Here is a 23629-nt window from a genome sequence, read left to right as displayed (position 1 = left end):
ATAAATAAATCTTTTAAGAAAAACATATTATAAATATAAAAAATTATTAACATAAATTAAAAACCACCGTATTTATCGATTATTATTGCAATAACCCATGTTACAGATAACTAGATAATAAAATTAAATAAGAAAATATTATCATTTTTTCTTTTAATTTTAACTTATCTATGATATATTGTATACATTAAGAGGTGATAGTTATGACAAGTTTAAATATGAAACAATTACATCACCATCATTGGATAGCCTAGGGTTTTATCATCAAATGATACAACCCATTTTGTGTTAGTATTTATATTAATTGGGTGTATCTAATGACAATTTGAAGTAAGACGAGTCATTAGTAAATGACTCGTTTTTTTATAACTAAAGGGGGAACTAAAATGGAGAAATTTAAGTATCTGATACCTGAAGAAAGTATCGATGCGATTATTACAAATGTCGCCAAGTTAAGAGAAATTGAAAATAGTTTGAGAACCATTTTTTCAAAAAATAATTATCAGGAAGTGTTGATGCCATCGTTTGAATACGTAGATTTATATACGCAGCTTGATTGTGGCTTTGATCAAGAAAAAATGTTTCAATACATTAATCATGAAGGAAAAAATGTTGCTATGCGATGCGATTTTACGATTCCATTAGCGCGATTTTATTCGACGAATAATTTCGATAATGAAGAAGCTCGTTATTGTTATTTTGGTAAAGTCTATCGTAAGGAAATCATGCATAAAGGTCGTTCCAGCGAGTTTTTCCAAGGTGGGGTCGAATTGATCAACAAACCAGGTTTAGCTGGTGATCAGGAATGTTTAATGATGATTCAAGAGTCATTACCACATTTAGGATTAAAAAATATTTTAATTGAAATAGGTTCAGCTCAGTTTTTTAACCGAATTTGTTATCTGGTAAAGGATAAAGCTGAAGAATTAACGGAAATATTAAAATATCGTAATATTAGTGGTATGAAAAGATTTGTTGCTCAAAATAATTTTAGTGATAGTTTAAATAGTCTATTATTAAAACTTCCAGTTGCTTTTGGTGATATAAGGTTATTAAATGAGGCTATTGAAAATATCAGTGATCCAATTTTAATTGAAGCAATGCAAAATTTAAAAGAAGTCTATAACACCCTAGATAGTAAAGATAAAATTATTTTTGATTTAGGCATGGTGCCAAGTATGAAATATTATACGGGATTAATGATCAAAGGTTATTGTGATACTAGCGCGCAGCCAATTATTTCTGGAGGACGCTATGATGATTTATTACCTCGTTTTAATAAAAATGTCAGTGCTATTGGTTTTTGTTATCACATGAATCATATTTTAAAAGCATTAGATAAGGAGGACGAGAATAATGATTAAAATTGCCATTACTAAAGGTCGAATAGAAAAACAAGTATGTAAATTACTCCATCAGGCTGGATTTGACATGGAACCAATTTTTAATAAAGACCGGGAATTATTGATTACTACTAAAGATGGGATTCAGATGATTTTCGGAAAAGCTAATGATGTAGTTACGTTTTTGGAACATGGAATCGTTGATATTGGTTTTGTGGGTAAAGATACATTAGATGATAGTGATTTTGAGGATTATTATGAATTATTAGATTTAAATATAGGTAAGTGTTATTTTGCGGTTGCCGCATATCCTGAATATCGAAATAAAAAGTTTGTTCGTCGTAAAAGAATTGCCAGCAAGTATCCAAAGGTTGCTAAAAGTTATTTTGAAAGTAAACAAGAAGATGTTGAAATTATTAAGTTAGAGGGATCAGTTGAATTAGGTCCGATCGTTGGAATTAGTGATGCTATTGTTGATATTGTAGAAACGGGATCAACTTTAAGGGCTAATGGTCTGGAAGTAATTGAAAAAGTTAGTGATGTTTCAACTAGATTAATTGCTAATAAAGTAAGCTTTAAGTTTAAAAAAGATGAAATAATTGATTTGATTAATAAATTAGAAGCAGTTACGGAGGAGAAAGAATGTTAAAAATAATTGATTATAAGGGTAATTTAGAAAATGTTGCCGCTAAATTAGATAACCGTAAGGAAAGTGTCAGTAAAGAAGTTAATGAAGCAGTATTAAAAATCATTGAGGATATTAATAGTCGCGGTAATGAAGCTTTATTTGAATATTGTTTAAAATTTGATGGTTATCAAATAAATGATGAAAGTGACTTAATCGTTAGTGAAGCTGAAAAAGAAGCAGCTTTACAAGAAGTAGATGCTGATTATTTACGGATCTTACAGCGAACTAAAGACCAAATCATCGAGTTTCATAAAAATCAAATTGATAAATCATGGTCGTTATTTAAAGATAATGGGGTTATTATGGGGCAGATGGTTCGTCCAATTGAAAGAGTTGCTCTTTATGTTCCTGGTGGGACTGCCAGCTATCCTTCAACGGTATTAATGAATGCCGTTCCTGCAAAATTAGCTGGTGTTAAAGATTTAGTAATTATTACACCAGTAAAAGCCGATGGAAAAGTTAATCCGGTTATTATAGCTGCGGCTAAAATTAGCGGTGTTGATACCATCTATAAGTTTGGTGGAGCTCAAGGGGTAGCAGTGATGGCCCATGGTACTAAAACAATAAAAAAAGCAGATAAAATTGTTGGACCAGGTAATATTTATGTAGCCACAGCTAAAAAGTTTAGTTATGGTTTAGTGGATATTGATATGGTAGCGGGACCAAGTGAAGTTTTAATTATTGCAGATAAAAAAGCTAACAGTAAATATATTGCAGCTGATTTAATTTCTCAGGCTGAACATGATAAATTAGCTAGTGCGATGTTGGTAACTACCAGCCAAGAATTAGTTGAAGAAGTTAATAAAGAATTAGTTAGACAAATGGGATATTTATCTCGAAAAGAAATTATTGAAAGTTCTTTAACTAATTATGGTGGGGCGATTATTGTTGATAATCTAGATCAGGCTTTTGAAGTTTCTAACTACTTGGCACCTGAGCATTTAGAAGTATTAGTTGATAATCCAATTAATTATCTTCCAAAAATCAAAAATGCCGGATCAATCTTTTTAGGTGAATATTCACCAGAACCATTAGGTGATTATATGAGTGGAACTAACCATGTTTTACCAACTGGAGGAACGGCGAAGTTTTATTCATCTTTAGGAGTTTATGATTTTGTTAAGTACTCATCTTATAGTTATTATCCTAAAAATATTTTGGCTGAATTTAAGGATGATGTCATGACTTTTGCTAAAAGTGAAGGATTAGATGGACATGCCAATTCGATTGCTGTGCGCTTTGAGGAGGATGGAGATGAGAACTAGTCATATTGAACGATCTACTTTAGAAACTAAGATTTTAGTGGATCTAAATCTTGATGGAAATGGTCAAAGTGAAATTGATACTGGGATTGGTTTTTTAGATCACATGTTAACGCTATTAGCTTTTCATAGTAATTTTGATTTAGTAGTAAAATGTCAAGGTGATTTAAATGTTGATACTCATCATACAATTGAAGATTTAGGAATCGTTTTAGGTACTTGTTTAAAAGAAGCTTTAGGTGATAAAAAAGGAATAAAACGTTACGGGGCTTTTACTATTCCGATGGATGAAACTTTAGTTTCTACAAATTTAGACTTGTCTAATCGTCCTTATCTAGTTTTTAATGTTAATTTAACCTGCGAACGAATCGGGACGTTTGAAACTGAAATGGCAGTTGAATTTTTTAGAGCTTTTGCTTTTAATTCCATGATGACATTACATATAAATCAACATTATGGTTTAAATAATCATCATATTGTTGAGGCCATTTTTAAAAGTCTAGGACGAGCTTTAAAAGAGGCCGTAAGTATTGATGAAACTAATCCTGATAAAATTGTTTCTTCAAAAGGAGTATTATAAGGAGGAATTTAAATGGTAGTAATCATTGATTATAATATCGGAAATTTAAGCAGTGTTACTTCAGCGTTAAAACGAATTGGACTAGAGGCAATCGTATCTCGTGATCATGAAATTATTAAACAGGCTGATGCGATTGTTTTACCAGGGGTTGGAGCTTTTCCAGTAGCGATGAATAATTTAAAAAAATATGATTTAATTGGCATTTTAACTGCAAGAAAAGAAGCTGGAGTCCCAATTTTAGGTATTTGTTTAGGAATGCAGATTTTATTTCAAAAAGGTTATGAAGTTCAAGAAACTGCTGGATTAGGTTTTTTAGATGGTGAAGTTGTGTTCATGGATATTGACGAAAAAGTGCCCCATATGGGCTGGAATCAGTTGCATTTCAACCACGACCATCCAATTTTAAAAAATATTCATGAAAATGATGATGTTTATTTTGTTCATTCATATATGGCCAAATGTCCTGATAAACAGCTGATTGCTTATACTGACTATGGTAAAGCCAACATTACGGCTATTGCGGCTAAGGATAACGTGATTGGCTGTCAGTTCCACCCTGAAAAAAGTGGGGCCGTGGGACAACAAATATTATTAGCTTTTAAGGAGATGATCAAATGTTAGTTATTCCAGCAATCGATTTAAAAGATGGTCAAGCAGTTCGATTGTATAAAGGTGACTATCAGCAAAAAACAGTATATAGTCAACAGCCCGAGCTATTAGCAAAACAATTTGAATCAATGGGAGCTAAGTTATTACATGTAGTTGATTTAGATGGGGCGAAAGATGGTAAATGTGTTAATTTAGAGACGATAAAAAAGATCAAAGAAAATACTAAGATGCAAATTGAACTTGGTGGCGGTATTCGAACAATGGCGACAGTTTCTTTATATTTAGATGAAGTTAAAATTGATCGAGTTATTTTAGGAACTGCAGCAATTAATGATCCAGAATTTTTAAAAGCAGCGTTAAATAAATATGGTCCTGAAAAAATAGTTGTTGGAGTCGATGTCAAAGATGGTTTTGTTTCGACATCAGGCTGGCTGGAAACCAGTAATGTTCCTTATTTGGAATTTATTAAATATTTAGAGGATCTAGGTATTAAATATATAGTGGCGACTGATATTAGTAAAGATGGCACTTTACAAGGCCCTAATTTTGAAATGTATGAAAAAATAGCGCAAACTTCTAAAATCAATTTTGTAGTTTCTGGGGGCATCAAAAATCAACAGAATATCATCGATGCAGCTAATAAAAATTATTATGCTTGTATTGTCGGGAAAGCTTACTATGAAGGTAAGGTTGATTTAAAGGAGGTCATTTCATGCTTACAAAACGGATAATTCCATGTTTGGATATTAAAAATGGTAAAGTTGTTAAGGGAATAAACTTTGTTGGGTTAAAAGATGTTGGAGATCCGATTGAATTAGCTAAACGCTATGATCAACAATGTGCCGATGAAGTAGTATTTTTGGATATTACTGCCAGTTATGAAGAAAGAGATATTATTAAAGATTTAATCGAACGTGGTGCCAAAGAATTATCAATTCCATTAGCTGTCGGTGGTGGGATTCGAACTTTAGATGATTTTAGAACGATTCTAGCTTGTGGCGCTGATAAAGTTTCGATTAATTCCGCGGCTATTGCTAATCCATCTTTGATTAAAGAAGCTGCCGATGAATTTGGAGTGCAATGTGTCGTGGTGGCCATCGATGCAAAAAAGAGAGCTGATGGCGGTTATGATGTCTATGTTAAAGGAGGCCGTGAAAATACTGGGATTGATCTAATTGAATGGGTAAAAAAATGCCGACAATTAGGAGCCGGAGAAATTTTATTAACTTCGATGGATGCTGATGGAACTAAAGCCGGTTATGATATCGATATGATCAATGCTGTTTGTGATGTCGTCGATATTCCAGTAATTGCCAGTGGGGGCTGTGGCAGTATTCAAGATATTGTCGATGTTTTTAAACAAACCAATTGTGATGCGGCTTTGGTCGCTTCATTATTTCATTTTGGTGAAGCAACAGTAGAAGATGTTAGAAATGAATTAAGAAAACAGGGAATTAATGTAAGGAGGGCAATGTAATGCAACCAGATTTTAAAAAAATGGAATTAATTCCAGCAATTGTTCAAGATTATCAAACTAATCAGGTTTTGATGCTGGCATATGTTAATGAAGAGTCTTATCAAAAAATGTTAGAAACAAAACAAACTTGTTTCTATTCTCGGTCTCGAAAACAGTTATGGCATAAAGGAGAAACATCAGGTCATTACCAAAATATCAAAGGAATGTATCTTGACTGTGATTATGACACTTTATTAATTCTTGTTGAACAAATTGGGGCTGCCTGTCATACGGGGGCATATTCATGTTTTTTCAATGAAGTAATGCCTTATGATAATACTAATATTTTTTATAGCTTAGAAAAATTGATAGCTGATCGAAAAGTTCATCCAATTGAAAAATCTTATACAAATTATCTATTAGATCAAGGAGTTGATAAGATCTGTAAAAAAGTTGGTGAAGAAGCTAGTGAAACGATCATTGCTGCTAAAAATGATGATAAACAAGAGCTAATTGGGGAAATCAGCGACTTATTTTATCATGTCTTTGTTTTAATGAATAATCAAGGTATTAGTTTATCTGATATTGAAAATAAATTAAAAGAGCGTCATAAAATTAATGGAAATAAAAAAGAATTTCATACTAGGGGACAGTATTAATTTAAGTAATTACTAGTAGATAGAATAAAATCTGTCTACTAGTTTTTTAATATTTGGTCAGGTCATTGAAACCGTTTTGGTTGATTTCGATAATTTTAACTTAATCTTTATTTTATTTGTGGTATAATAAATAAGATAGTTTTTACAAGGAGGAATTCTAATGGAATTATATGATAAAGGAAGTTTAAAATCGTTAAAAGAAAGTATCAGTGGACATGAATATTATATGCCTAAAGTACTATTTAACGGTGGTGAATTTGCTAATATTCGTTTAGAAACTAAATTAGCATATGTAGCTATTTTGGATACTTTATTGAATAAACCTAATTTTAACAATGATAATCTAGCTTTTTTAAAGCGTGATAATCCAATGATTGCTAATACTTTAGCCAAATTAGCTAATAAAGAAGTTGATAATGCTAAAATGGATAAATATTTATTAGAATTATATGAAGCTAAATTAATTTTAATTAATAAACAGGATATTTTTGTTTATAATTTAGATTAAGATGGTTAATTTATTAGCTAAAAAGTTTATTAAAAATTATCAGGACTATCAAAATAATAATGTTCGAGAACAATATGGAACTCTTTGTTCCATCTTTTCAATTGTTTGTAATATTATTTTAGTCTTGTTTAAATTAACAATGGGTAGCATTACTCATAGTGTTGCTATTATTGCCGATGGATTAAACAATTTATCGGATGTTGGTAGTAATTTAGCTTCGTTATTTGGATTCAAGTTAGCTAATCGTCATCCAGATGCTGAACATCCTTATGGTCATGGACGTATTGAATATGTAGCTGGATTGATTATTGCTTTTTTAATCCTGTTAGTTGGATTTCAGGCATTAAGAGATTCGATAGTAAAAATCTTTAATCCTGAAAAAGTAATCTTTACTTATGTAGCAGCAATTATTTTAGTTGTCTCTATTTTAATTAAACTGTATATGGCGCGTTTTAATCGGGTAGTCGCTGTTAAAATTAATTCAACGACATTACAGGCAGCCAGCCAAGATAGTTTAAATGACTGTTTAAGTACCGGTGCTTCATTGGTTGCTTTAATTGCTTCTATTTATACTGATTTACCTGTTGATGGTATTATTGGAGCTTTAGTTTCTATTATCGTATTAAAATCAGGAATTGAAATATTTAAAGATACTGTTGATCCTCTGCTTGGTAAAGCACCAGATAAAGCTTTGATCAAAGAAATTGAAAAGTATATTTTATCATATCCTGAAGTTTTAGGAATTCATGATCTAATGATGCATGATTATGGTCCTGGTCGCCGTTTCATGACTTTACATGCTGAAGTAGATTGCAATGAAGATATCATGGAAGTTCATGATGCTATTGATGTTATTGAAAGAGCTATTTTAGATAAATATCAAATCTTAACAACGATTCATATGGATCCAATCGATAGTAATGATGAATTAACTAATGAATTAAAAGAGATGGTAATTAAAATTGTCAAAGAAATCAATCCTGATTATAGTATTCATGATTTTCGGGTAGTTACTGGACCAACGCATACAAATTTGATTTTTGATGTCTTATTGCCGGTCACTGATGAAATCGATCATAAAGTATTACGTAAGATGATCAATGATAAAATTAAAGCTGTTAATCCTAGCTGTTTTACCGTTATGCAAATTGAACATAGTTATATTTAAAAAAGCCACTAATGTGGCTTTTTTAGGCTCTAAAGACTACTTCTTCTTTTTCATACATTAATTTAGCTAAAAATAAAGCAATAATTACATAAGCTATTGACCAGGCTAACGTAATGTAGAAGTGAGTATAATTTAATTGATTGAAAATTATTTCTTTAATTACAATGACAACATTTAAAATTGGAATATTCATCATTGAAGTAGCAACAGTGCTTGGTTCCATGTACATAGTAATAACCGATAATAAAACTGGTATCAAAGTAACTGGAGTCAAGTATGTATTAGCTTCTTTAAGCGATCTGGCATAAGTAGAAACTAATAGCATAATGGCCGAAATAAATAATACATACAAAATTGCTAAAACTAAGATTAATAGCATACTTTGGATTGATAAATTAATGGTTATTGGCATGGCATCACCAAGACCAAATTTAATGGCTAATAGCAATCCAATTCCTGAAAAGATCGATGTAATTGTGCCAAAAGTAGCTGTAACAATGAGTTTGGCAATGATAATTGAGCTTCTAGATACTCCAGTAGAAAGTAATGGTTCTAAAGTTCCCCGTTCTTTTTCTCCGGCTCCTAAATCAGTTGCAATAGGAGTGATGCCAGAGCCAGCATATCCAATTAACATCATTGGAATCAACATACCTAACATCATCATTGATAATCCATCACTTTCACTATCTTTAGCGTGTTCCTGATAATTAAAAGGCTGTAAGATGTTACTTGATAAATTATTTGCTTCTAAATAGCTAGCTAAATAGGTATTTTGATAGCTATTAAAAATAGTTTGAACAGTGCTGATAGCTGTCAAAGCTCGTTGTGAAGTGGTATCATAATATAAATCAATCGTTGGAATCTGATTTTCTAATAATGATTCTTGGATATCATTAGCAACGATATATGCAGTAATCTCACCATCATAAGCGGCATTGACAGGATCATTATTAGTAACCAGTTCATAAATTCCAGATTGTTCAAATAATGCTTTAATTTGCTCATCATTGGTTTCTAGAACGATTTGATATCGATTATCTTCACTAGGAGCGGCCATATCAGCTACTGATGAAAAAATAAAAGTAAATAACAGTGGCATAATGACAATTGGAATAACAAAAGTCATTAATAAAGTCTTCCGATCCCTTAAAATATCTTTGAATTCTTTTTTTACAATCGTAATTATATTATTCATCATTATTTCCCCCAATACACTCAATAAATAAATCCTCTAAATTATCTTTACGATAATCTTGTTTTAATTGGTCGATAGTGCCGCTGGCAACGACATTACCTTTATGAATAATGACAATACGATCACAGAGTTTTTCTGTTTCATACATATTATGACTAGAAAAAACAATTGCTTTATTTTCCTGTTTACAGTTTAAAATAAAATCATGAATCAATTTACTGGACATAACATCAAGCCCGGTAGTTGGTTCATCGAATAACATGACATCAGGACTATGAATAATACTACGAGCAAGCGAAACTTTTTGCTTCATCCCACGGCTATATTTACCTACGGGACGATCAATATAGTCAAGCATATCTAAATCAGAAGAAATTTTTTCAACTGCTTCTTTAGCCATCTCGTCACTCATGCCATTAAGTTTAGCAAAATAAGTCATGTTTTCGCGTCCGGTTAATCGATCATATAGTGCCACATCCCCACCGAATAAAATTCCAATATGGCTTCGGATTTTAGCCGGGTGATCGATGATATTGAATTCATCAATATAGGCATTACCACTTGTAGGCTTTAGCATTGTGGCAATCATCCTAAGGGTTGTGGTTTTACCAGCGCCGTTTTCTCCTAGTAAACCAACGATTTCACCAGGTTTGACCTCAAAAGACACGTTATTAACAGCCGTGATCTTTTTAAATTTTTTGGTCAAGTTTTCAACTTTTAACATAAATACCTCCCTATATCATTAGATGAATTAATTATAAACTTATTACTCTTGATAAGATATCTTATTTTGATAAAAAAATATCTATTAAGAATTATTAAGAATTTAATCAATCATCCAACTGATCATCGAATATGAAAACTTCTTCAATTGTAAGGTGGAAATATTGGGCAATCTTATGGGCTAAAAGTAAAGATGCCGTATATTTGCCTACCTCAATTGAGGTAATAGTCTGTCGGGATACCCCGACAGACTTAGCTAGACCCTCTTGAGTAATATGATATTGTTTTCTTAATTCTTTTATTCTATTTTTCATTAGTATCACCTGATAATCTATCTTAATTTAAGTATAGTAAACTTGTCTTTTTGTGTCAAGTTAACTTTGCGTTAAGATTTGATAAAGTTACTTTTCAACTGGGTATTTTAGACGATTTTTAGCCAGTTTAGCTTCAATAATTGTTTTAATGTCCAAATCTAATGAATAAGCTAATTGAAAACAATAAATCAATACATCAGCTAGTTCTTCACTGACTTGATTGATATCATAGTTAATATCCCATTGAATACATTCTAGCAATTCACCAGCTTCAACAACAATGCTTTTAATTAAACTGTCGGGATGTTCTAATTGATCCCAATGACGTTCTTTGACAAAGGTAATAATTTCCTCACTAATTTCTTTCATAACGACCTCCTATTATCATTATAATAATTATGTTAAAAGAATTAAACAATTTATATCTATTTCTTGACTTTTAAGATTATTTTCGGTAAGATAACCCCAACGACAGTGAAAAGAAGAGTAGTTTACAAGATTACGATAGAGAGTCCTTGGGTGGTGGAAAAGGATGTATGAGGGTAAATGAAGATGGTCTTGGAGTCTTATAGGCGATATTTAGTCTATAACGGGGGCGCCCGTTATTGCGCTAGAGTATGATGGTACTCGATGAGGTTATTATTGTAAGATAATAGCGAATTAAGGTGGTAACACGGGTAATGCTCGTCCTTATATAGGACGAGTTTTTTTATTTTTACAGGAGGAATAATATGATTGAAATAAGACATGTAAATAAAACATTTCATCTAAAACATAAAGATGTTAAAGCTGTTGATGACGTTTCATTAACGATTGAAGATGGAAGTATTTTTGGAATCATTGGTTATAGCGGGGCTGGAAAATCAACATTGGTTAGAATGATTAATCAATTAGAAATTCAAGATAGTGGTCAAATTATAATTAATGGACAAGATGTAAAAAGTTTATCTAATCATCAATTACGTCAGCTGCGAACCAAAATTGGGATGATCTTTCAACATTTTAATTTATTGTGGTCACGGACAGTTAGCCAAAACGTTGAATTGGCTTTAGAAATTGCTGGTCATAAAGATAAGGCAAAACGAAGAGCAAAAGTTCAGGAATTAATCGATTTAGTAGGATTAAAAGGACGAGAAAATGCTTATCCTAGTGAACTATCTGGTGGACAAAAACAGCGAGTAGGAATTGCCAGGGCTTTAGCTAATGATCCTAAAATTCTATTATGTGATGAAGCAACCAGTGCTTTAGATCCAGAAACGACGAAAGCAATTTTAGATTTATTAAAAGAAATAAATCTAAAATTAAACATTACAATAGTTATGATTACTCATCAAATGGAAGTAGTTCAAAAAATATGTACCAAAATTGCTATTATGTCGCAAGGTAAAATAATTGAACAAGGTAAAGTAAAAGATGTTTTCATGAATCCAAAACATTCAGTAACTAAAAAATTTGTATCTGAAGTCGCCACTCATAATGAGTTTGATGAAGCGATGTTAAAACAGATTTATCCTGAAGGAATATTAATCAAAGTAATTTTTGATGAAAATATTAGTCGTTTACCAATTTTAACTAAAGTAATTCGTCAAAGTCAGGGTGATGTTAATGTTATTGCTGCTAATTTGTCGAATACGCTTGATAGTTCAATTGGAGTAATGGTTATTCAAATTGTCAATGATGATCAAAAAGTAATCGAGTTGTTTAGTCAATATGGTGCTAGAGTGGAGGTGATATAATGCAGAGTATTTTAGAGAATATTAATATTGAACAAATGATTGAGGCTTTAAAAGAAACGCTATTTATGACAGTTGTTTCTTTGATCTTTGCGGTTGTGATTGGGATGATTATAGGGATTTTAATTTATTTGACTCAAAGAGATGGTTTATATCCTAACGTAGTGATTAATAAGATCCTAAATTGGATCGTAAATTTATTAAGGGCGATTCCTTATATTATCTTGTTGATTTTATTAATTCCCTTAACTTCAGCCATGATGGGATCGATGTTAGGAGCCAAGGCAGCGCTACCGTCACTGATTTTATCTAGTGCCCCATTTTATGGACGGATGGTCATGATTGCATTAAATGAAGTAGATAAAGGAACGATTGAAGCCAGTAAAGCCATGGGAGCTAGTAATTTTCAAATTATTACTAAAATATTGATTCCGGAAGCTAAACCAGCCTTGATTTCATCTATTGCGGTCATGGGGATTTCGTTAATTGGTTATACTGCTATGGCTGGGGCTATTGGTGCTGGTGGTTTAGGAAATCTGGCATATTTATACGGATTTGTTCGGCGTAATAATTATGTTATGTATACTGCAACGATCTTAATTTTAATTATTGTTTTTATTATCCAATTTATTGGAGATTATGCCGTTAAAAAAATTGATAAAAGATAGAAATGAAAAGGAGAAAGTAGAATGAAAAAAATATTGACGATTTTAACTTGTTTATTATTAGTATTAGGATTAACCGCTTGTAAAAGCAGTGATGATGAAAATACTTTAACTGTTGCAGCTACTTCAAAGCCACATGGAGATATTTTAGAAGAAGCTAAATCAATTTTAAAAGATGAATATGATATTGATTTAAAAATTGAGATTTTAGATGATTATTATATTTTCAATAAGTCTTTAGATAATGGTGATGTTGATGCTAATTATTTTCAGCATTTACCATTCTTTGAAGAAGATGTAGCTACTAATGGTTATGATTTAGTCAATGCTGGTGGGATCCATATTGAGCCATTTGGTTTTTATTCAAAAACTATTAGTGATGTTAGTGAACTGAAAGAAAATGATACGATTGTTATCTCTAATTCGGTTGCTGATCATGGACGTATTTTAGCAATTTTAGCTAATGCGGGAGTGATTGAATTAAGCAGTGATGTTAAAATTCAAGATGCGACTATTGAAGATATTACATCTAATCCTTTAAATTTACAATTTGAAGAAATCAAACCAGAAATCTTAACAACAGCTTATGAAAATAATGAAGGAGCTTTGGTCGCCATTAACGGTAATTATGCAATTGATGCTGGATTGAATCCTACAAAAGATGCGGTAATTATTGAATCGGCTGATGAAAATAACCCTTATGTAAATATTGTTGCTTGTCGCAGTGAAGATCAAGATGATGAAAGAATCAAGGCTTTAGTATCAGTTTTACAATCTGATCAAATTAAAGAATTTATCACCACTACATACAGTGATGGATCAGTAATTCCAGTATCTAATTAGATTACAATTTTTGCTATTAAAATAGCTAAAAAATATTTATATTTTATAGCCATCGCCGTTATAATGATGAGATGGCTTTTAATATTTCTTTTAATAACTTTCTAAAACTGAAAAAGTAAGAAAACTATTTTGTTTTATTATACTATTTAACTAACAAATATTTAAATAATGGGAGGTAACGATGAAACGGAAATTTTTCTTTTTTGATATTGATGGAACAATTGCTGTAGGAACACCGGGAGACCAATATGTTCCTGAATCAACAAAAGTTGCAATTGAAAAGTTAAAAGAAGCTGGTCATTTTGTGGCCATTGCAACTGGTCGCAGCTATGCGATGGCTTATAATCATATGAAAGAACTGGGATTTGAAAACATGGTCAGTGATGGTGGTAATGGAATTACCATTAATGGCAAATTAATTGAAATCAAACCACTTGATTATCAAAAATGCCTGAATTTAATTGATGAGTGTATTGAAAAAGATTTTATCTGGGCTTTGTCACCAGACAATGCTACTAGAAGACTGGCACCTGATGATCGTTTTTATGAATTTACACATGATATTTATATGGATACCGTAGTAAAATCGGGTTTAAATCCGCGAGATTATGATCAGATTTTTAAAGTATATGTTGCCTGTTTTGCACCAGATGAACAAAAATTAGTTTCACTAAAGGAATTACCATGGTGTCGTTTTCATAAAGAATATATCTTTGTTGAGCCGGGGGATAAATCGGTAGGAATTAAAGCGATGGTTGACTATTTCAATGGAGATTATCGTGATGTTGTAGTTTTTGGTGATGAAAAAAATGATTTAAGTATGTTTAAAGATGAATGGACTAGTATTGCAATGGGAAATGCAATTGATGAGTTAAAAGCTAAAGCTACATATGTTACAGATGCCTGTGATCAAGATGGTATTTATAATGCCTGTAAACATTTTAATTGGATCGATTAGTTATTTATTTCTAAGATGTTGTAAGGCTTGATAGTAATTAAGGAGATTATAATGGCCGGTAAGCGATTATTTGAATTATTATATTATCTATTAGAACATCGACAAACCACAGCTAAGCAGCTTGCTGAGGTCTTTGAAGTATCGTTAAGAACAATTTATCGTGATTTGCAGCAGCTAATTTTAGCTGGGGTACCAATTATCAATAAACCGGGTTATGAAGGTGGTGTTTATTTGGATGAAAACTTTGTCATGGATCGTACGTTGTTAAATCATCAGGAACAATTAGAAATATTAACATCATTGCAGGCATTGGATATGCTTAAAGATCAAGACAATCAGTTATCTAAAAAGATATCTTCTTTATTTAATCTTAGTGATTATGATTGGATTGCAGTTGATTTTAATTCCTGGCATCATAAAAATGATTTAAATGCTCGCTTCGAACATTTAAAATATGCTATCATTAATAATTTGCAAGTGTCATTTAATTACCTTGATTTAAAAGGCAATGATTCTTGGCGCCAGGTTTATCCGTTAAAATTAATTTTTAAAGCAGCAACCTGGTATTTGCAAGCATATTGTTTAAAGCGTCAAAAGTTAAGAGTTTTTCGTCTTTCAAGAATTCAGAATTTAAAAATTGATGCGAAAACCTTTGATAAAGATGTGATCATAATCGATGAAAATAATAATGATTATGGTTTAAAAGAGTCAATGATAGATATTGTCTTGTACTTTGATTCCAGTATTGCCAGCGTGGCATATGATGAATTTGAAAGTGCCGCAATTAGCAAAGATAACATGGGCAATGTTATCGTTAAAGCCAAAGTTGCTGATGGTACGTGGTTGTTAAGTTTTATTTTATCATTTGGTTCTAAGATTAAGGTACTGGCGCCAAAGTCGCTGCAAAAACAAATATTATTAGAATATGAAAAAATAAATAATTTATATAGAGGAAACTGACAGAGGATGTCAGGTTCGTTTTGTTATAATGAAAGTGTCAGGAGGCGATAGAATGGGTAAAATAGATTATAAAAAAGAATATCGTGACTTATATTTACCAAAAACAAAACCAATGATAATTGAAGTACCACCAATAACATATGTTACAGTTGTGGGGAAAGGAAATCCCAATACTAGTCATGAATATCAAGAAGCTTTGGAATTGTTATATGGGTTATCATTTACTATTAAAATGTCTAAAATGACTGATGAACAAATTCCTGGTTATTTTGATTATGTAGTACCACCACTAGAAGGATTGTGGTGGAGTGATGATAGTTATAGTGAGTTACCTGCTAATAAAGATCAGTATTTGTGGAAGTCAATGATTCGATTACCAGAGTTTGTAACTGTTACAATTTTTAATCAGGCTAAAGCAAAGCTGTTATTAAAAAAGCCTTATTTAAATGTTGATAAAGCTAAATATGAAATAATTGATGAAGGCAAATGTGTCCAAATGATGCATATTGGCAGCTATGATAATGAAAGCGTTACTTTAGATATTATCAAGCAATATTTAAAAGCTAATCATTTAGAAACTGATTTTAATGAAAATCGAAAACATCATGAAATCTATTTAAGTGATCCTAGGCGATGCAAAACTGAAAATTTAAAAACTGTAATACGTTTGCCGATTAAGCAGCTTTAAAAACATGATATTATTTACATCATTATTTTTCAGTGGTAAACTATATTCGTTTGGAGGTATAGCATGAAAATAGCAGTTTATAATTATCGTGAGTTTGATGAAGGAATTTATTTTGAAAAATACGCTAAACAATATAATGTTGAAATTGTCAGAATTGATGAGACACCAGATGTAAATAATGCCAGTTTAGCTAAAGGTTGTGTTGGGGTTAGTGTTATTACAACGCCAATTACCAAAGATATTTTAAAAATATGGCATGAATTAAAGGTTGAACATGTATCAACTAGAACGATTGGTTATGATCATATTGATTTACAGGCAGCTAAAGAATTTAAAATGACTGTCAGCAACGTTACTTATTCAACGGCTAGTGTTGCTAATTATACAGTTATGATAATGCTAATGGCACTAAGAAAAATGAAAATGGTTATGCGAAGAGCAGTTGGCTTTGATTATTCTTTACCTGGCAGTATGGGAATGGAATTGGAAAATAAAACGGTAGGAGTAGTGGGAACTGGAGCAATTGGCCAAAAAGTAATTCAGAATCTAAGTGGTTTTGGCTGCAAAATTTTAGCCAATGATCCTTATGTTAAAGAAGAAGTAAAAAAATATGCTACATATGTAACCATGGATGAATTATTTCAAAAAAGTGATATCATTACTTTTCATGTTCCAGCCTTACAAGATACATACCATTTAGTATCCCAAAAAACAATTGATCAAATGAAAGATGGAGTCATTATTGTTAATACGGCTCGTGGTAGTGTAATAAATACTCAAGATTTAATTAAAAACTTAGAAAATGGAAAAATTGGAGCTTGTGCATTAGATGTAATCGAAAATGAATTAGGATTATATTATAATGATTATAAATATCAGGTAATTGGTAATCATGAGTTATCAATTTTAAGAGATATGCCAAATGTTTTATTAACACCACATTTAGCTTTTTATACGGAACAGGCGGTAAGTGATATGGTTGAACATTCAATTGCCAGTATTTGTGCTAAACGTGACGGGAAGGAAAATAAATTTAAAATTTGTTAGGGTATAGAAAATTTAATTTTGGTTAAACTAAATTGGGTGATAAAATGAAACAACAAAATAAGCAAAAGCAAGAAAAAAAATCAGCTTATGATAACCAATGGGTTAGTAACCAAAAACATTATTCTAACGAAGACAAACAACATAATCAATAAATGTTAAAAAGAAACTGAATTTTCAGTTTCTTTTTATGTTAAGTTGGAATATAATAAAAAAGCAGGAAAAATCCTGCTAACTAGTTATTTTGGCTGGGGTACTTGGATTCGAACCAAGGAAATGTCAGATTCAGAGTCTGATGCCTTACCGCTTGGCTATACCCCAACGACAAATACTATTCTATAACTTTTTGAAATAAAATACAAGGGATAAGAGGAATATTTTTATGGAAATTAGAACACGATTTGCACCAAGTCCAACCGGATTTATGCATATAGGAAATTTAAGAACTGCTTTATATGAATATTTGATTGCTAAAAAAAATAATGGGAAATTTGTTTTAAGAATCGAAGATACTGATAAAGCTAGACAGGTAGAAGGCGCTATTGATGTAATTTACCAAACGTTAAAAAACACGGGATTGAACTATGATGAAGGTCCCGATATTTCAGGACCGTATGGTCCCTATATTCAATCACAACGCTTAGATATTTATCAAAAATATGCCCACCAGTTAGTAGAACTAGGTGGAGCACATTATTGTTTTTGTGATAGTAATGATGAAAATGAAGTTGATCCTTGTCACCAGATCTCATTAGAAATGGCCAAAAAGATGATTGCAGAGGGGAAAAGCTATGTTATTAGACAGACGATTCCTCAAGGTACTACGACTTTTAATGATGAAGTCTATGGTGAAATTACTGTCGATAATGATACTTTAGATGAAGGAGTCTTATTAAAAAGCGATGGATATCCTACCTATAATTTTGCCAATATTGTTGATGATCATTTGATGCATATTACTCATGTAGCTCGTGGAAATGAATATTTAGCTAGTACGCCAAAATATAATTTGATTTATCAGGCTTTTAATTGGGAAATTCCGACATATATTCATGTTCCACCAGTTATGAAAGATGAACAACATAAGTTGTCAAAACGTAATGGTGATGCCTCATATCAAGATTTAGTAAACCAAGGTTATTTAAATGAAGCAATTATTAATTACCTGGCTTTACTGGGATGGGCTCCTGAAGGAGAGGAAGAAATCTTTTCTTTAGATGAACTAGTTAAACAATTTGATGTTAAAAGAATTTCTAAAGCTCCAGCTATTTTTGATTTAGAAAAATTAAAATGGTTAAATGGAATTTATCTTCGTAAATTAAGTTTGGATGATTTTCATCAATTAGTATTGCCTTATTATCAACGTCTGATTCATCGTGATGTTGATTTAATGGAATTAAGTAAAGTTTTACAATTAAGAATTTCTTATTTAGCAGAGATTGATACGATGATTGATTTTATTGACGAACCATGTTCATTTGATGCTTCATTATTTAAAAATAAAAAAATGAAAACAACACCAGAAAACTCACTAGAAGCTTTATTGTGGTTAAAAGAAGCTTTAATTGATTTCAATGATTTTGATAATGATGAAAAACTACATCAATTATTTGTTGATCTGGCTAAAGAAAAAGAAGTTAAAAATGGAAGAATCATGTTTCCACTTCGGGTGGCTTTAACATTTAAAGCTTTTACACCAGGTGGTGCGGTAGAAATTGCCCATATTTTAGGTAAAGATGAAACGTTAAGACGGTTAAATCTGGCAATTGAACAATTACAGAATTTATAAGCCATCATTTTGATGGCTTTTAATATTTAAAGTCGAATTTTGTTAATATTATTAACAAATTTTATTTTTACAATAATAGATTTTTGTTAATAACATTAAAACTGATTACTAAGCTGTAGCAAAATAATTAAGATTGGATTACTATAATCTCGTAATCGATAGAAAGAAGGTAATTAAGATGAATTTAAATCAAATCAATGATAAAGCTGTTAATTCATTACATCAGTACTTTGAAGACGATTATACTAGAGATATCAATGAGATTGATGCTAAGCAAATGAATCAAGAAGAAATCACTAACTTAGTAAAAAATCAAGCTGATCAACATCGTGAGAAAATTGCTTCATTAGAAGTTTTAAGAAAAAATATTAATGTTAAAGCAAAATCATCGATGGCTAGATATTATTAATAAATAAATTGTTTAATGTAAAGATAAATTAAGAAAGAAGGAAAATATTATGGATAAAAAATCAATTAATCAACGTGCTATTGAATCTTTAAAAAAATATTTTAGTGAAAACAAAGAAGATTTAGTTAATCAAGATTTAGAACCCTTATCAAAGGAACAAGTTACTAAAATTGTTGATGATGAAATTTCTAGATATGAATCTAAAATTAATGAATTAAATGAATTAAAACATAAGATTGCTTTAGAAGCTGAAGAATCATTTGAAAAAGTTTTTGGAAAAGCTAAAGAAGAACCAAAACATGAACGGTTAAATACTGATGAAATGGAACAAAAACTTAATGAAGAAAAAGAACATCAAATGGAAATGATGAGCAAATTAAAAGCAGAAAAAACTAGTAAATAAATAGTATAAAATGGAGATAATTAGTCTCCATTTTTTATTTCTTTTTTAATCTTTTTAAATAGCGATAACGTACCCAGCCAATTTCATTATCTTTAATAACATAGGCATAGGGACCAAAGATACCGATTAATTTTACAATTTGTCCTTTTGAAAGAGTAAGCATTAAATCAACATAGTCATCTAAACAATAGATTTTATCATTTTTTGAATATAGAAATTCATTTTTTATTTTAATCTTTTGGTTAGTATTTAATTGTTGACATAATGTAAAATTTTTCCCTTGCTTAATTATCTTTACTTCAAAATTTGGCCAGGCAATCTTGTGGGGTTCTTGTTCACTGGCTTTAATGTCAACTATGACTTGGTATAATGGTAAAGGCTGAACATAATCGGTAGTAAGATTAAAATGATTGCCATTACCTTCGATAATCAAAGCATTTAACTGACTGATTGATTTAACACCGGTTCCTCCATCAATGCAAATGATTCTTTTAGCGTCATCGATAATAATATTATTATCAATTCGATTTTGGAATTGATTTGAAGTTGGCAGATGACCAACAACAACATAATCGTCTAAACAATGACCATCTTGATAAAACGTCCGCATTTCAATAAAAGAATGCCAGTTTGAATTTTGCCAGTCAGGTCGATTTTCAATTCCGGCATGAACAAAGATAAAGTTATTTAAATGTAAAGTAGTTGGTAAAGTACGAAAATAATTAAAGCATGGCTCTAAATAATCAGCAACTAACTGCTGTAATTGTAAAGCATTAGCTTGATGATAATCAATTTTAAGATTTGCAAGAGCTTGACGAATCAATCCACCTTTACCAACATGATTTAAATAATGCGTAACATGGCTGGCATATTCTTTATTCGTAACGATTTTTTCAATAGCGTATTCACAATTTCCAAGTAAAACAAAAACCCGGTCACTTTTAGCCTGGAGTTCTTGTAAGAAAGCTACTATTTCTAATGCTTGGGTTCCTTTTTCAATAAAATCACCAAGGATTACTAAATAATCTTCATGACAATAATTAACTTTATTTAACAAGTCAATAAAACGATCTAAATGACTATGGATATCACTAATAACGATACAACGATATTTACCACTAATTTTTTTGGTAACATGTCTGACTTCTATCATTGTTATCACCTCAGATTACATCTTAACACAATTCTTTTACTTTTACTTATATTATTACCGACATTTTTTCTATAAGTTATGTTAATTTGTAATTTTTCTTAAGAATCTGTATAATAAAGATAAAGTGAGGTAATTAAAATGTTAGAAGCTATAAAATGTCGACAAAGTATTAGAAAATATCAAAATACACCGGTGGAACCAGAAAAAATTAATACTATTTTAGAAGCGGCGATGAATGCACCATCAGCAAGAAATACTCAGGAATGGAAATTTATCGTAATTACAAATCGTCAAGCTTTAGATGATTTATGTACTCTTTCACCATATACAACGATGATGAAAGAAGCCCCATGTGCTATATTAGTACTAGCAGATCTTGATAAAGCTATTAATGTTGAATATGGTTTAGTTAATTGTTCCGCAGCAATTGAAAATATGATCATCGAAGCAACTCATATTGGATTAGGTACTTGCTGGTGCGGGATTGCTCCAGTCAGTGAAAGAATTGAAAACTTTAAAAAATATTATCATTTAGCTGATAATGAATATCCGGTGGGAGTTGTAGCAGTTGGCTATAGCAATGAAAAAAGGCCGTTAATTAATACTTATGATGTAAGTAAAGTAAGGTATATTAAATAAAGCAGTTCAAGCTGCTTTTTTGTTAATTAAGGAGGGAATATGTTACTAATCCATAGAATCGAACAAACTCATTTTTCTGCTAGTGAAGCTACCATAATTGATTATATCTTGGAACAAGGGTTGAATATTAAAAATATGTCTGCCAATAGTATTGCCAAAGCAACATATACTTCACCACCACTATTAGTCAGGATTGCCAAAAAATTAGGGTATCATGGTTGGAATGATTTTAAAGAGGCATACCTGGAAGAATTGGAATATTTATTTAAAGAGCAAAATATCGATGCTAGTATTCCTTTTGTTGTAAGTGATGATATCATGACTATCGCTCATAATATTGGACAGTTAGAAATAGAAACGATTCAAGATACGATATCTTTAATTAACCATGATGATTTGCAGCAGGCTTTACGTTATTTACGTGATTGTAAAGAATTAGATATTTATGGTGTTGCTAATAATTTATTAATTGCTGAAGAATTTAAAGCTAAATTATTTTATTTGCATAAAAATGTTAACATCTGTCATTTACCAGGTAATGCTAAACTGCAGGCGGCAATGAGCGATGAAAAGCATTGTGCTATTATGATTTCGTATTCTGGTGAAACTAATTATATTATTGATGTTGCTAAGTTATTAAAAAAGATGAATACACCAATAATAGCAATTACCAGTATTGCAGATAATAATTTGTCAAAATTAGCAGATGTTACCTTAAGAATATCTTCTCGAGAGATGTTATTGACCAAAATTGGTGATTTTGCTACTACGACATCAATTAAATATCTTTTAGATACTTTATATTCAGGTATCTTTGCTTTCGATTACCAAAAGAATCTTGATTATAAAATACAGATTGCAAAAATGGTTGATGATCGTCATTCAGGTTATGAGTATATTGATGAAGATGAATAGAAATATGAGAAAAATGATCATATTTCTATTTTTTACTTTATAAAATTTGAAAAAGTGTTATTATATATGTATACGGTCCGTTGGTGAAGTGGTCAACACACTAGGTTCTCATCCTAGCATTCAGGGGTTCGAACCCCCTACGGACTACCAATAATAAAGTAAAGTCCTGATTTATCAGAACTTTTTTTATTTATTTATGATATAACTGTTTATTATAGATAAATGATGGAAACATTTATTATTAAGGAGTGCGTTAGTATGGAATTTCGGTTAGGAACATTAAGTGATTTACCGCAAATTAAACAAACATATAAACAAATTATTAGAAAAATGAAAAGTCAAGGTCTCAATATTTGGGATGATATTTATCCCCTGGAATTTTTTAAAGAAGATCTTGTTAATCAAAGATTATATGTTTTGGTTGATAAACAAGTAATTGTGGCAGCTTTTTCTTTAAATAATAAACATCATGGTCAAAATAAAGTTGTCTGGAATGAAAATACTAAGCGAGTTTTGTATTTAGATCGTTTAGGGGTAAATATTAATTATGCAAATATGGGTATTGGAAGTTTGATGTTGGAAAAGGCTAAAGAGCTAGCTGAAGAAAATAAGATGGAATATCTAAGGTTATTTGTTGTGACAGATAATTATCCTGCAATCAAGTTATATCAAAAAAATGGGTTTATTAAAGCTATAGGAATCTATCATGAAAAAATCGATGATATGATGATTTTAAATGAGTATGGATATGAAATTAAACTCTAAATATTAAATATGCTTTTTTAATATGATATTCTAAGTTACTAGTATTTTTTATATTAATTGAATTAAAAACCGGTCATATTATTAATTATAGATAATAAAAATTAGTTGCTTAATGTTGCAAGATTGACGATTAGAATTCTAATAGTTATAATTCTAATTG

The 23629-nt window shown here is 30.8% G+C and carries 28 protein-coding genes, 2 tRNA genes and 1 other annotated feature; of the genes, 24 read left to right on the top strand and 6 right to left on the bottom strand.

Annotation, left to right across the window (positions count from 1 at the left end; translation table 11 throughout):
- Positions 1 to 386: 386 nt before the first annotated feature.
- From Q0K54_RS04930 to Q0K54_RS04885, 10 genes are all read left to right on the top strand, one after another.
- Positions 387 to 1364 (top strand): ATP phosphoribosyltransferase regulatory subunit, encoded by a 978-nt coding sequence (locus Q0K54_RS04930; RefSeq protein ID WP_294578746.1) that lies wholly within the window; start codon positions 387 to 389, stop codon positions 1362 to 1364.
- Positions 1357 to 1992: an ATP phosphoribosyltransferase gene (hisG, locus tag Q0K54_RS04925; protein ID WP_294578745.1), complete on the top strand. Its 636-nt coding sequence runs from the start codon at positions 1357 to 1359 to the stop codon at positions 1990 to 1992. The genes Q0K54_RS04930 and hisG overlap by 8 nt, the downstream gene beginning before the upstream one ends.
- The gene (gene hisD, locus Q0K54_RS04920) at positions 1986 to 3296 is read left to right on the top strand and encodes a histidinol dehydrogenase (RefSeq protein WP_294578744.1); all 1311 of its coding nucleotides are present in this window, start codon (positions 1986 to 1988) and stop codon (positions 3294 to 3296) included. Before hisG ends, hisD begins: the two co-directional genes overlap by 7 nt.
- The gene (hisB, locus tag Q0K54_RS04915) at positions 3286 to 3873 is read left to right on the top strand and encodes an imidazoleglycerol-phosphate dehydratase HisB (protein WP_294578743.1); all 588 of its coding nucleotides are present in this window, start codon (positions 3286 to 3288) and stop codon (positions 3871 to 3873) included. The genes hisD and hisB overlap by 11 nt, the downstream gene beginning before the upstream one ends.
- Positions 3874 to 3885: 12 nt before the next feature.
- On the top strand, positions 3886 to 4494 hold the full coding sequence (gene hisH / locus Q0K54_RS04910) for an imidazole glycerol phosphate synthase subunit HisH (RefSeq protein WP_294578742.1): 609 nt from the start codon (positions 3886 to 3888) through the stop codon (positions 4492 to 4494).
- Positions 4488 to 5213, top strand: coding sequence for a 1-(5-phosphoribosyl)-5-[(5-phosphoribosylamino)methylideneamino]imidazole-4-carboxamide isomerase (hisA, locus tag Q0K54_RS04905; protein WP_294578741.1), 726 nt, complete (start codon positions 4488 to 4490; stop codon positions 5211 to 5213). The genes hisH and hisA overlap by 7 nt, the downstream gene beginning before the upstream one ends.
- On the top strand, positions 5195 to 5959 hold the full coding sequence (gene hisF / locus Q0K54_RS04900; RefSeq protein WP_294578740.1) for an imidazole glycerol phosphate synthase subunit HisF: 765 nt from the start codon (positions 5195 to 5197) through the stop codon (positions 5957 to 5959). Before hisA ends, hisF begins: the two co-directional genes overlap by 19 nt.
- Positions 5959 to 6597: a bifunctional phosphoribosyl-AMP cyclohydrolase/phosphoribosyl-ATP diphosphatase HisIE gene (hisIE, locus tag Q0K54_RS04895; RefSeq protein ID WP_294578739.1), complete on the top strand. Its 639-nt coding sequence runs from the start codon at positions 5959 to 5961 to the stop codon at positions 6595 to 6597. Before hisF ends, hisIE begins: the two co-directional genes overlap by 1 nt.
- A gap of 160 nt (positions 6598 to 6757) precedes the next feature.
- Positions 6758 to 7105 (top strand): hypothetical protein, encoded by a 348-nt coding sequence (locus Q0K54_RS04890; RefSeq protein ID WP_294578738.1) that lies wholly within the window; start codon positions 6758 to 6760, stop codon positions 7103 to 7105.
- A gap of 1 nt (position 7106) precedes the next feature.
- Positions 7107 to 8273: a cation diffusion facilitator family transporter gene (locus Q0K54_RS04885; protein ID WP_294578737.1), complete on the top strand. Its 1167-nt coding sequence runs from the start codon at positions 7107 to 7109 to the stop codon at positions 8271 to 8273.
- Positions 8274 to 8295: 22 nt separating this feature from the next.
- Here the strand turns inward: Q0K54_RS04885 and Q0K54_RS04880 are convergent, their stop codons facing one another.
- The 4 genes from Q0K54_RS04880 to Q0K54_RS04865 all read right to left on the bottom strand — a co-directional run bounded on the left by Q0K54_RS04880 (position 8296) and on the right by Q0K54_RS04865 (position 10874).
- Positions 8296 to 9468 carry an ABC transporter permease gene (locus Q0K54_RS04880; protein ID WP_294578736.1) on the bottom strand — a complete coding sequence of 391 codons (1173 nt, stop codon included), beginning with the start codon at positions 9466 to 9468 and terminating at the stop codon, positions 8296 to 8298.
- Positions 9461 to 10192 (bottom strand): ATP-binding cassette domain-containing protein, encoded by a 732-nt coding sequence (locus tag Q0K54_RS04875; RefSeq protein ID WP_294578735.1) that lies wholly within the window; start codon positions 10190 to 10192, stop codon positions 9461 to 9463. Before Q0K54_RS04875 ends, Q0K54_RS04880 begins: the two co-directional genes overlap by 8 nt.
- Before the next feature lie 106 nt (positions 10193 to 10298).
- A complete protein-coding gene (locus Q0K54_RS04870; protein WP_294578734.1) occupies positions 10299 to 10505 on the bottom strand; it encodes a helix-turn-helix transcriptional regulator in 207 nt (68 codons plus the stop codon).
- Positions 10506 to 10592: 87 nt separating this feature from the next.
- Entirely contained in the window at positions 10593 to 10874 is a 282-nt protein-coding gene (locus tag Q0K54_RS04865) for a nucleotide pyrophosphohydrolase (RefSeq protein ID WP_294578733.1), read from the bottom strand.
- A gap of 96 nt (positions 10875 to 10970) precedes the next feature.
- Positions 10971 to 11200 (top strand) — a binding site (T-box leader).
- A 36-nt stretch (positions 11201 to 11236) separates the two neighbouring features.
- On the opposite strand from Q0K54_RS04865, the gene Q0K54_RS04860 reads away from it, so the two are divergent.
- The 7 genes from Q0K54_RS04860 to Q0K54_RS04830 all read left to right on the top strand — a co-directional run bounded on the left by Q0K54_RS04860 (position 11237) and on the right by Q0K54_RS04830 (position 17399).
- Positions 11237 to 12241 carry a methionine ABC transporter ATP-binding protein gene (locus tag Q0K54_RS04860; protein WP_294578732.1) on the top strand — a complete coding sequence of 335 codons (1005 nt, stop codon included), beginning with the start codon at positions 11237 to 11239 and terminating at the stop codon, positions 12239 to 12241.
- Complete coding sequence (locus Q0K54_RS04855; RefSeq protein ID WP_294578731.1) at positions 12241 to 12906, top strand: methionine ABC transporter permease; 666 nt, start codon at positions 12241 to 12243, stop codon at positions 12904 to 12906. The genes Q0K54_RS04860 and Q0K54_RS04855 overlap by 1 nt, the downstream gene beginning before the upstream one ends.
- A gap of 21 nt (positions 12907 to 12927) precedes the next feature.
- Positions 12928 to 13746: a MetQ/NlpA family ABC transporter substrate-binding protein gene (locus Q0K54_RS04850; RefSeq protein ID WP_294578730.1), complete on the top strand. Its 819-nt coding sequence runs from the start codon at positions 12928 to 12930 to the stop codon at positions 13744 to 13746.
- 181 nt (positions 13747 to 13927) lie between these two features.
- Entirely contained in the window at positions 13928 to 14704 is a 777-nt protein-coding gene (locus Q0K54_RS04845) for an HAD-IIB family hydrolase (RefSeq protein WP_294578729.1), read from the top strand.
- A gap of 51 nt (positions 14705 to 14755) precedes the next feature.
- Positions 14756 to 15664 carry a YafY family protein gene (locus tag Q0K54_RS04840; RefSeq protein WP_294578728.1) on the top strand — a complete coding sequence of 303 codons (909 nt, stop codon included), beginning with the start codon at positions 14756 to 14758 and terminating at the stop codon, positions 15662 to 15664.
- 52 nt (positions 15665 to 15716) lie between these two features.
- Positions 15717 to 16352 (top strand): GyrI-like domain-containing protein, encoded by a 636-nt coding sequence (locus tag Q0K54_RS04835; protein ID WP_294578727.1) that lies wholly within the window; start codon positions 15717 to 15719, stop codon positions 16350 to 16352.
- Positions 16353 to 16415: 63 nt separating this feature from the next.
- Positions 16416 to 17399 carry a D-isomer specific 2-hydroxyacid dehydrogenase family protein gene (locus tag Q0K54_RS04830; protein ID WP_294578726.1) on the top strand — a complete coding sequence of 328 codons (984 nt, stop codon included), beginning with the start codon at positions 16416 to 16418 and terminating at the stop codon, positions 17397 to 17399.
- Positions 17400 to 17641: 242 nt separating this feature from the next.
- Here Q0K54_RS04830 and Q0K54_RS04825 read toward each other — a convergent pair.
- A tRNA-Gln gene (locus Q0K54_RS04825) sits at positions 17642 to 17717 on the bottom strand.
- Positions 17718 to 17778: 61 nt separating this feature from the next.
- On the opposite strand from Q0K54_RS04825, the gene gltX reads away from it, so the two are divergent.
- The 3 genes from gltX (at position 17779) to Q0K54_RS04810 (ending at position 19997) form a co-directional block, all read left to right on the top strand.
- Positions 17779 to 19185 carry a glutamate--tRNA ligase gene (gltX, locus tag Q0K54_RS04820; protein ID WP_294578725.1) on the top strand — a complete coding sequence of 469 codons (1407 nt, stop codon included), beginning with the start codon at positions 17779 to 17781 and terminating at the stop codon, positions 19183 to 19185.
- A 178-nt stretch (positions 19186 to 19363) separates the two neighbouring features.
- Complete coding sequence (locus Q0K54_RS04815; RefSeq protein ID WP_294578724.1) at positions 19364 to 19594, top strand: hypothetical protein; 231 nt, start codon at positions 19364 to 19366, stop codon at positions 19592 to 19594.
- A gap of 49 nt (positions 19595 to 19643) precedes the next feature.
- Entirely contained in the window at positions 19644 to 19997 is a 354-nt protein-coding gene (locus Q0K54_RS04810; protein WP_294578723.1) for a hypothetical protein, read from the top strand.
- A 34-nt stretch (positions 19998 to 20031) separates the two neighbouring features.
- Here the strand turns inward: Q0K54_RS04810 and Q0K54_RS04805 are convergent, their stop codons facing one another.
- Positions 20032 to 21150, bottom strand: coding sequence for a metallophosphoesterase (locus tag Q0K54_RS04805; protein ID WP_294578722.1), 1119 nt, complete (start codon positions 21148 to 21150; stop codon positions 20032 to 20034).
- A gap of 138 nt (positions 21151 to 21288) precedes the next feature.
- Between Q0K54_RS04805 and Q0K54_RS04800 the strand changes: the two genes are divergently transcribed.
- The 4 genes from Q0K54_RS04800 (at position 21289) to Q0K54_RS04785 (ending at position 23469) form a co-directional block, all read left to right on the top strand.
- A complete protein-coding gene (locus Q0K54_RS04800) occupies positions 21289 to 21789 on the top strand; it encodes a nitroreductase family protein (RefSeq protein WP_294578721.1) in 501 nt (166 codons plus the stop codon).
- Positions 21790 to 21828: 39 nt separating this feature from the next.
- Complete coding sequence (locus tag Q0K54_RS04795) at positions 21829 to 22704, top strand: MurR/RpiR family transcriptional regulator (protein ID WP_294578720.1); 876 nt, start codon at positions 21829 to 21831, stop codon at positions 22702 to 22704.
- 74 nt (positions 22705 to 22778) lie between these two features.
- A tRNA-Glu gene (locus tag Q0K54_RS04790) sits at positions 22779 to 22854 on the top strand.
- A gap of 108 nt (positions 22855 to 22962) precedes the next feature.
- Positions 22963 to 23469 carry a GNAT family N-acetyltransferase gene (locus tag Q0K54_RS04785; protein ID WP_294578719.1) on the top strand — a complete coding sequence of 169 codons (507 nt, stop codon included), beginning with the start codon at positions 22963 to 22965 and terminating at the stop codon, positions 23467 to 23469.
- The last annotated feature ends 160 nt before the right edge of the window (positions 23470 to 23629 follow it).

Origin of the sequence: uncultured Thomasclavelia sp., from assembly GCF_944324745.1 — a bacterium.
Classification (GTDB): Bacteria; Bacillota_I; Bacilli_A; order Erysipelotrichales; family Coprobacillaceae; genus Thomasclavelia.
This window is presented reverse-complemented; position numbering and strand designations above follow the sequence as displayed.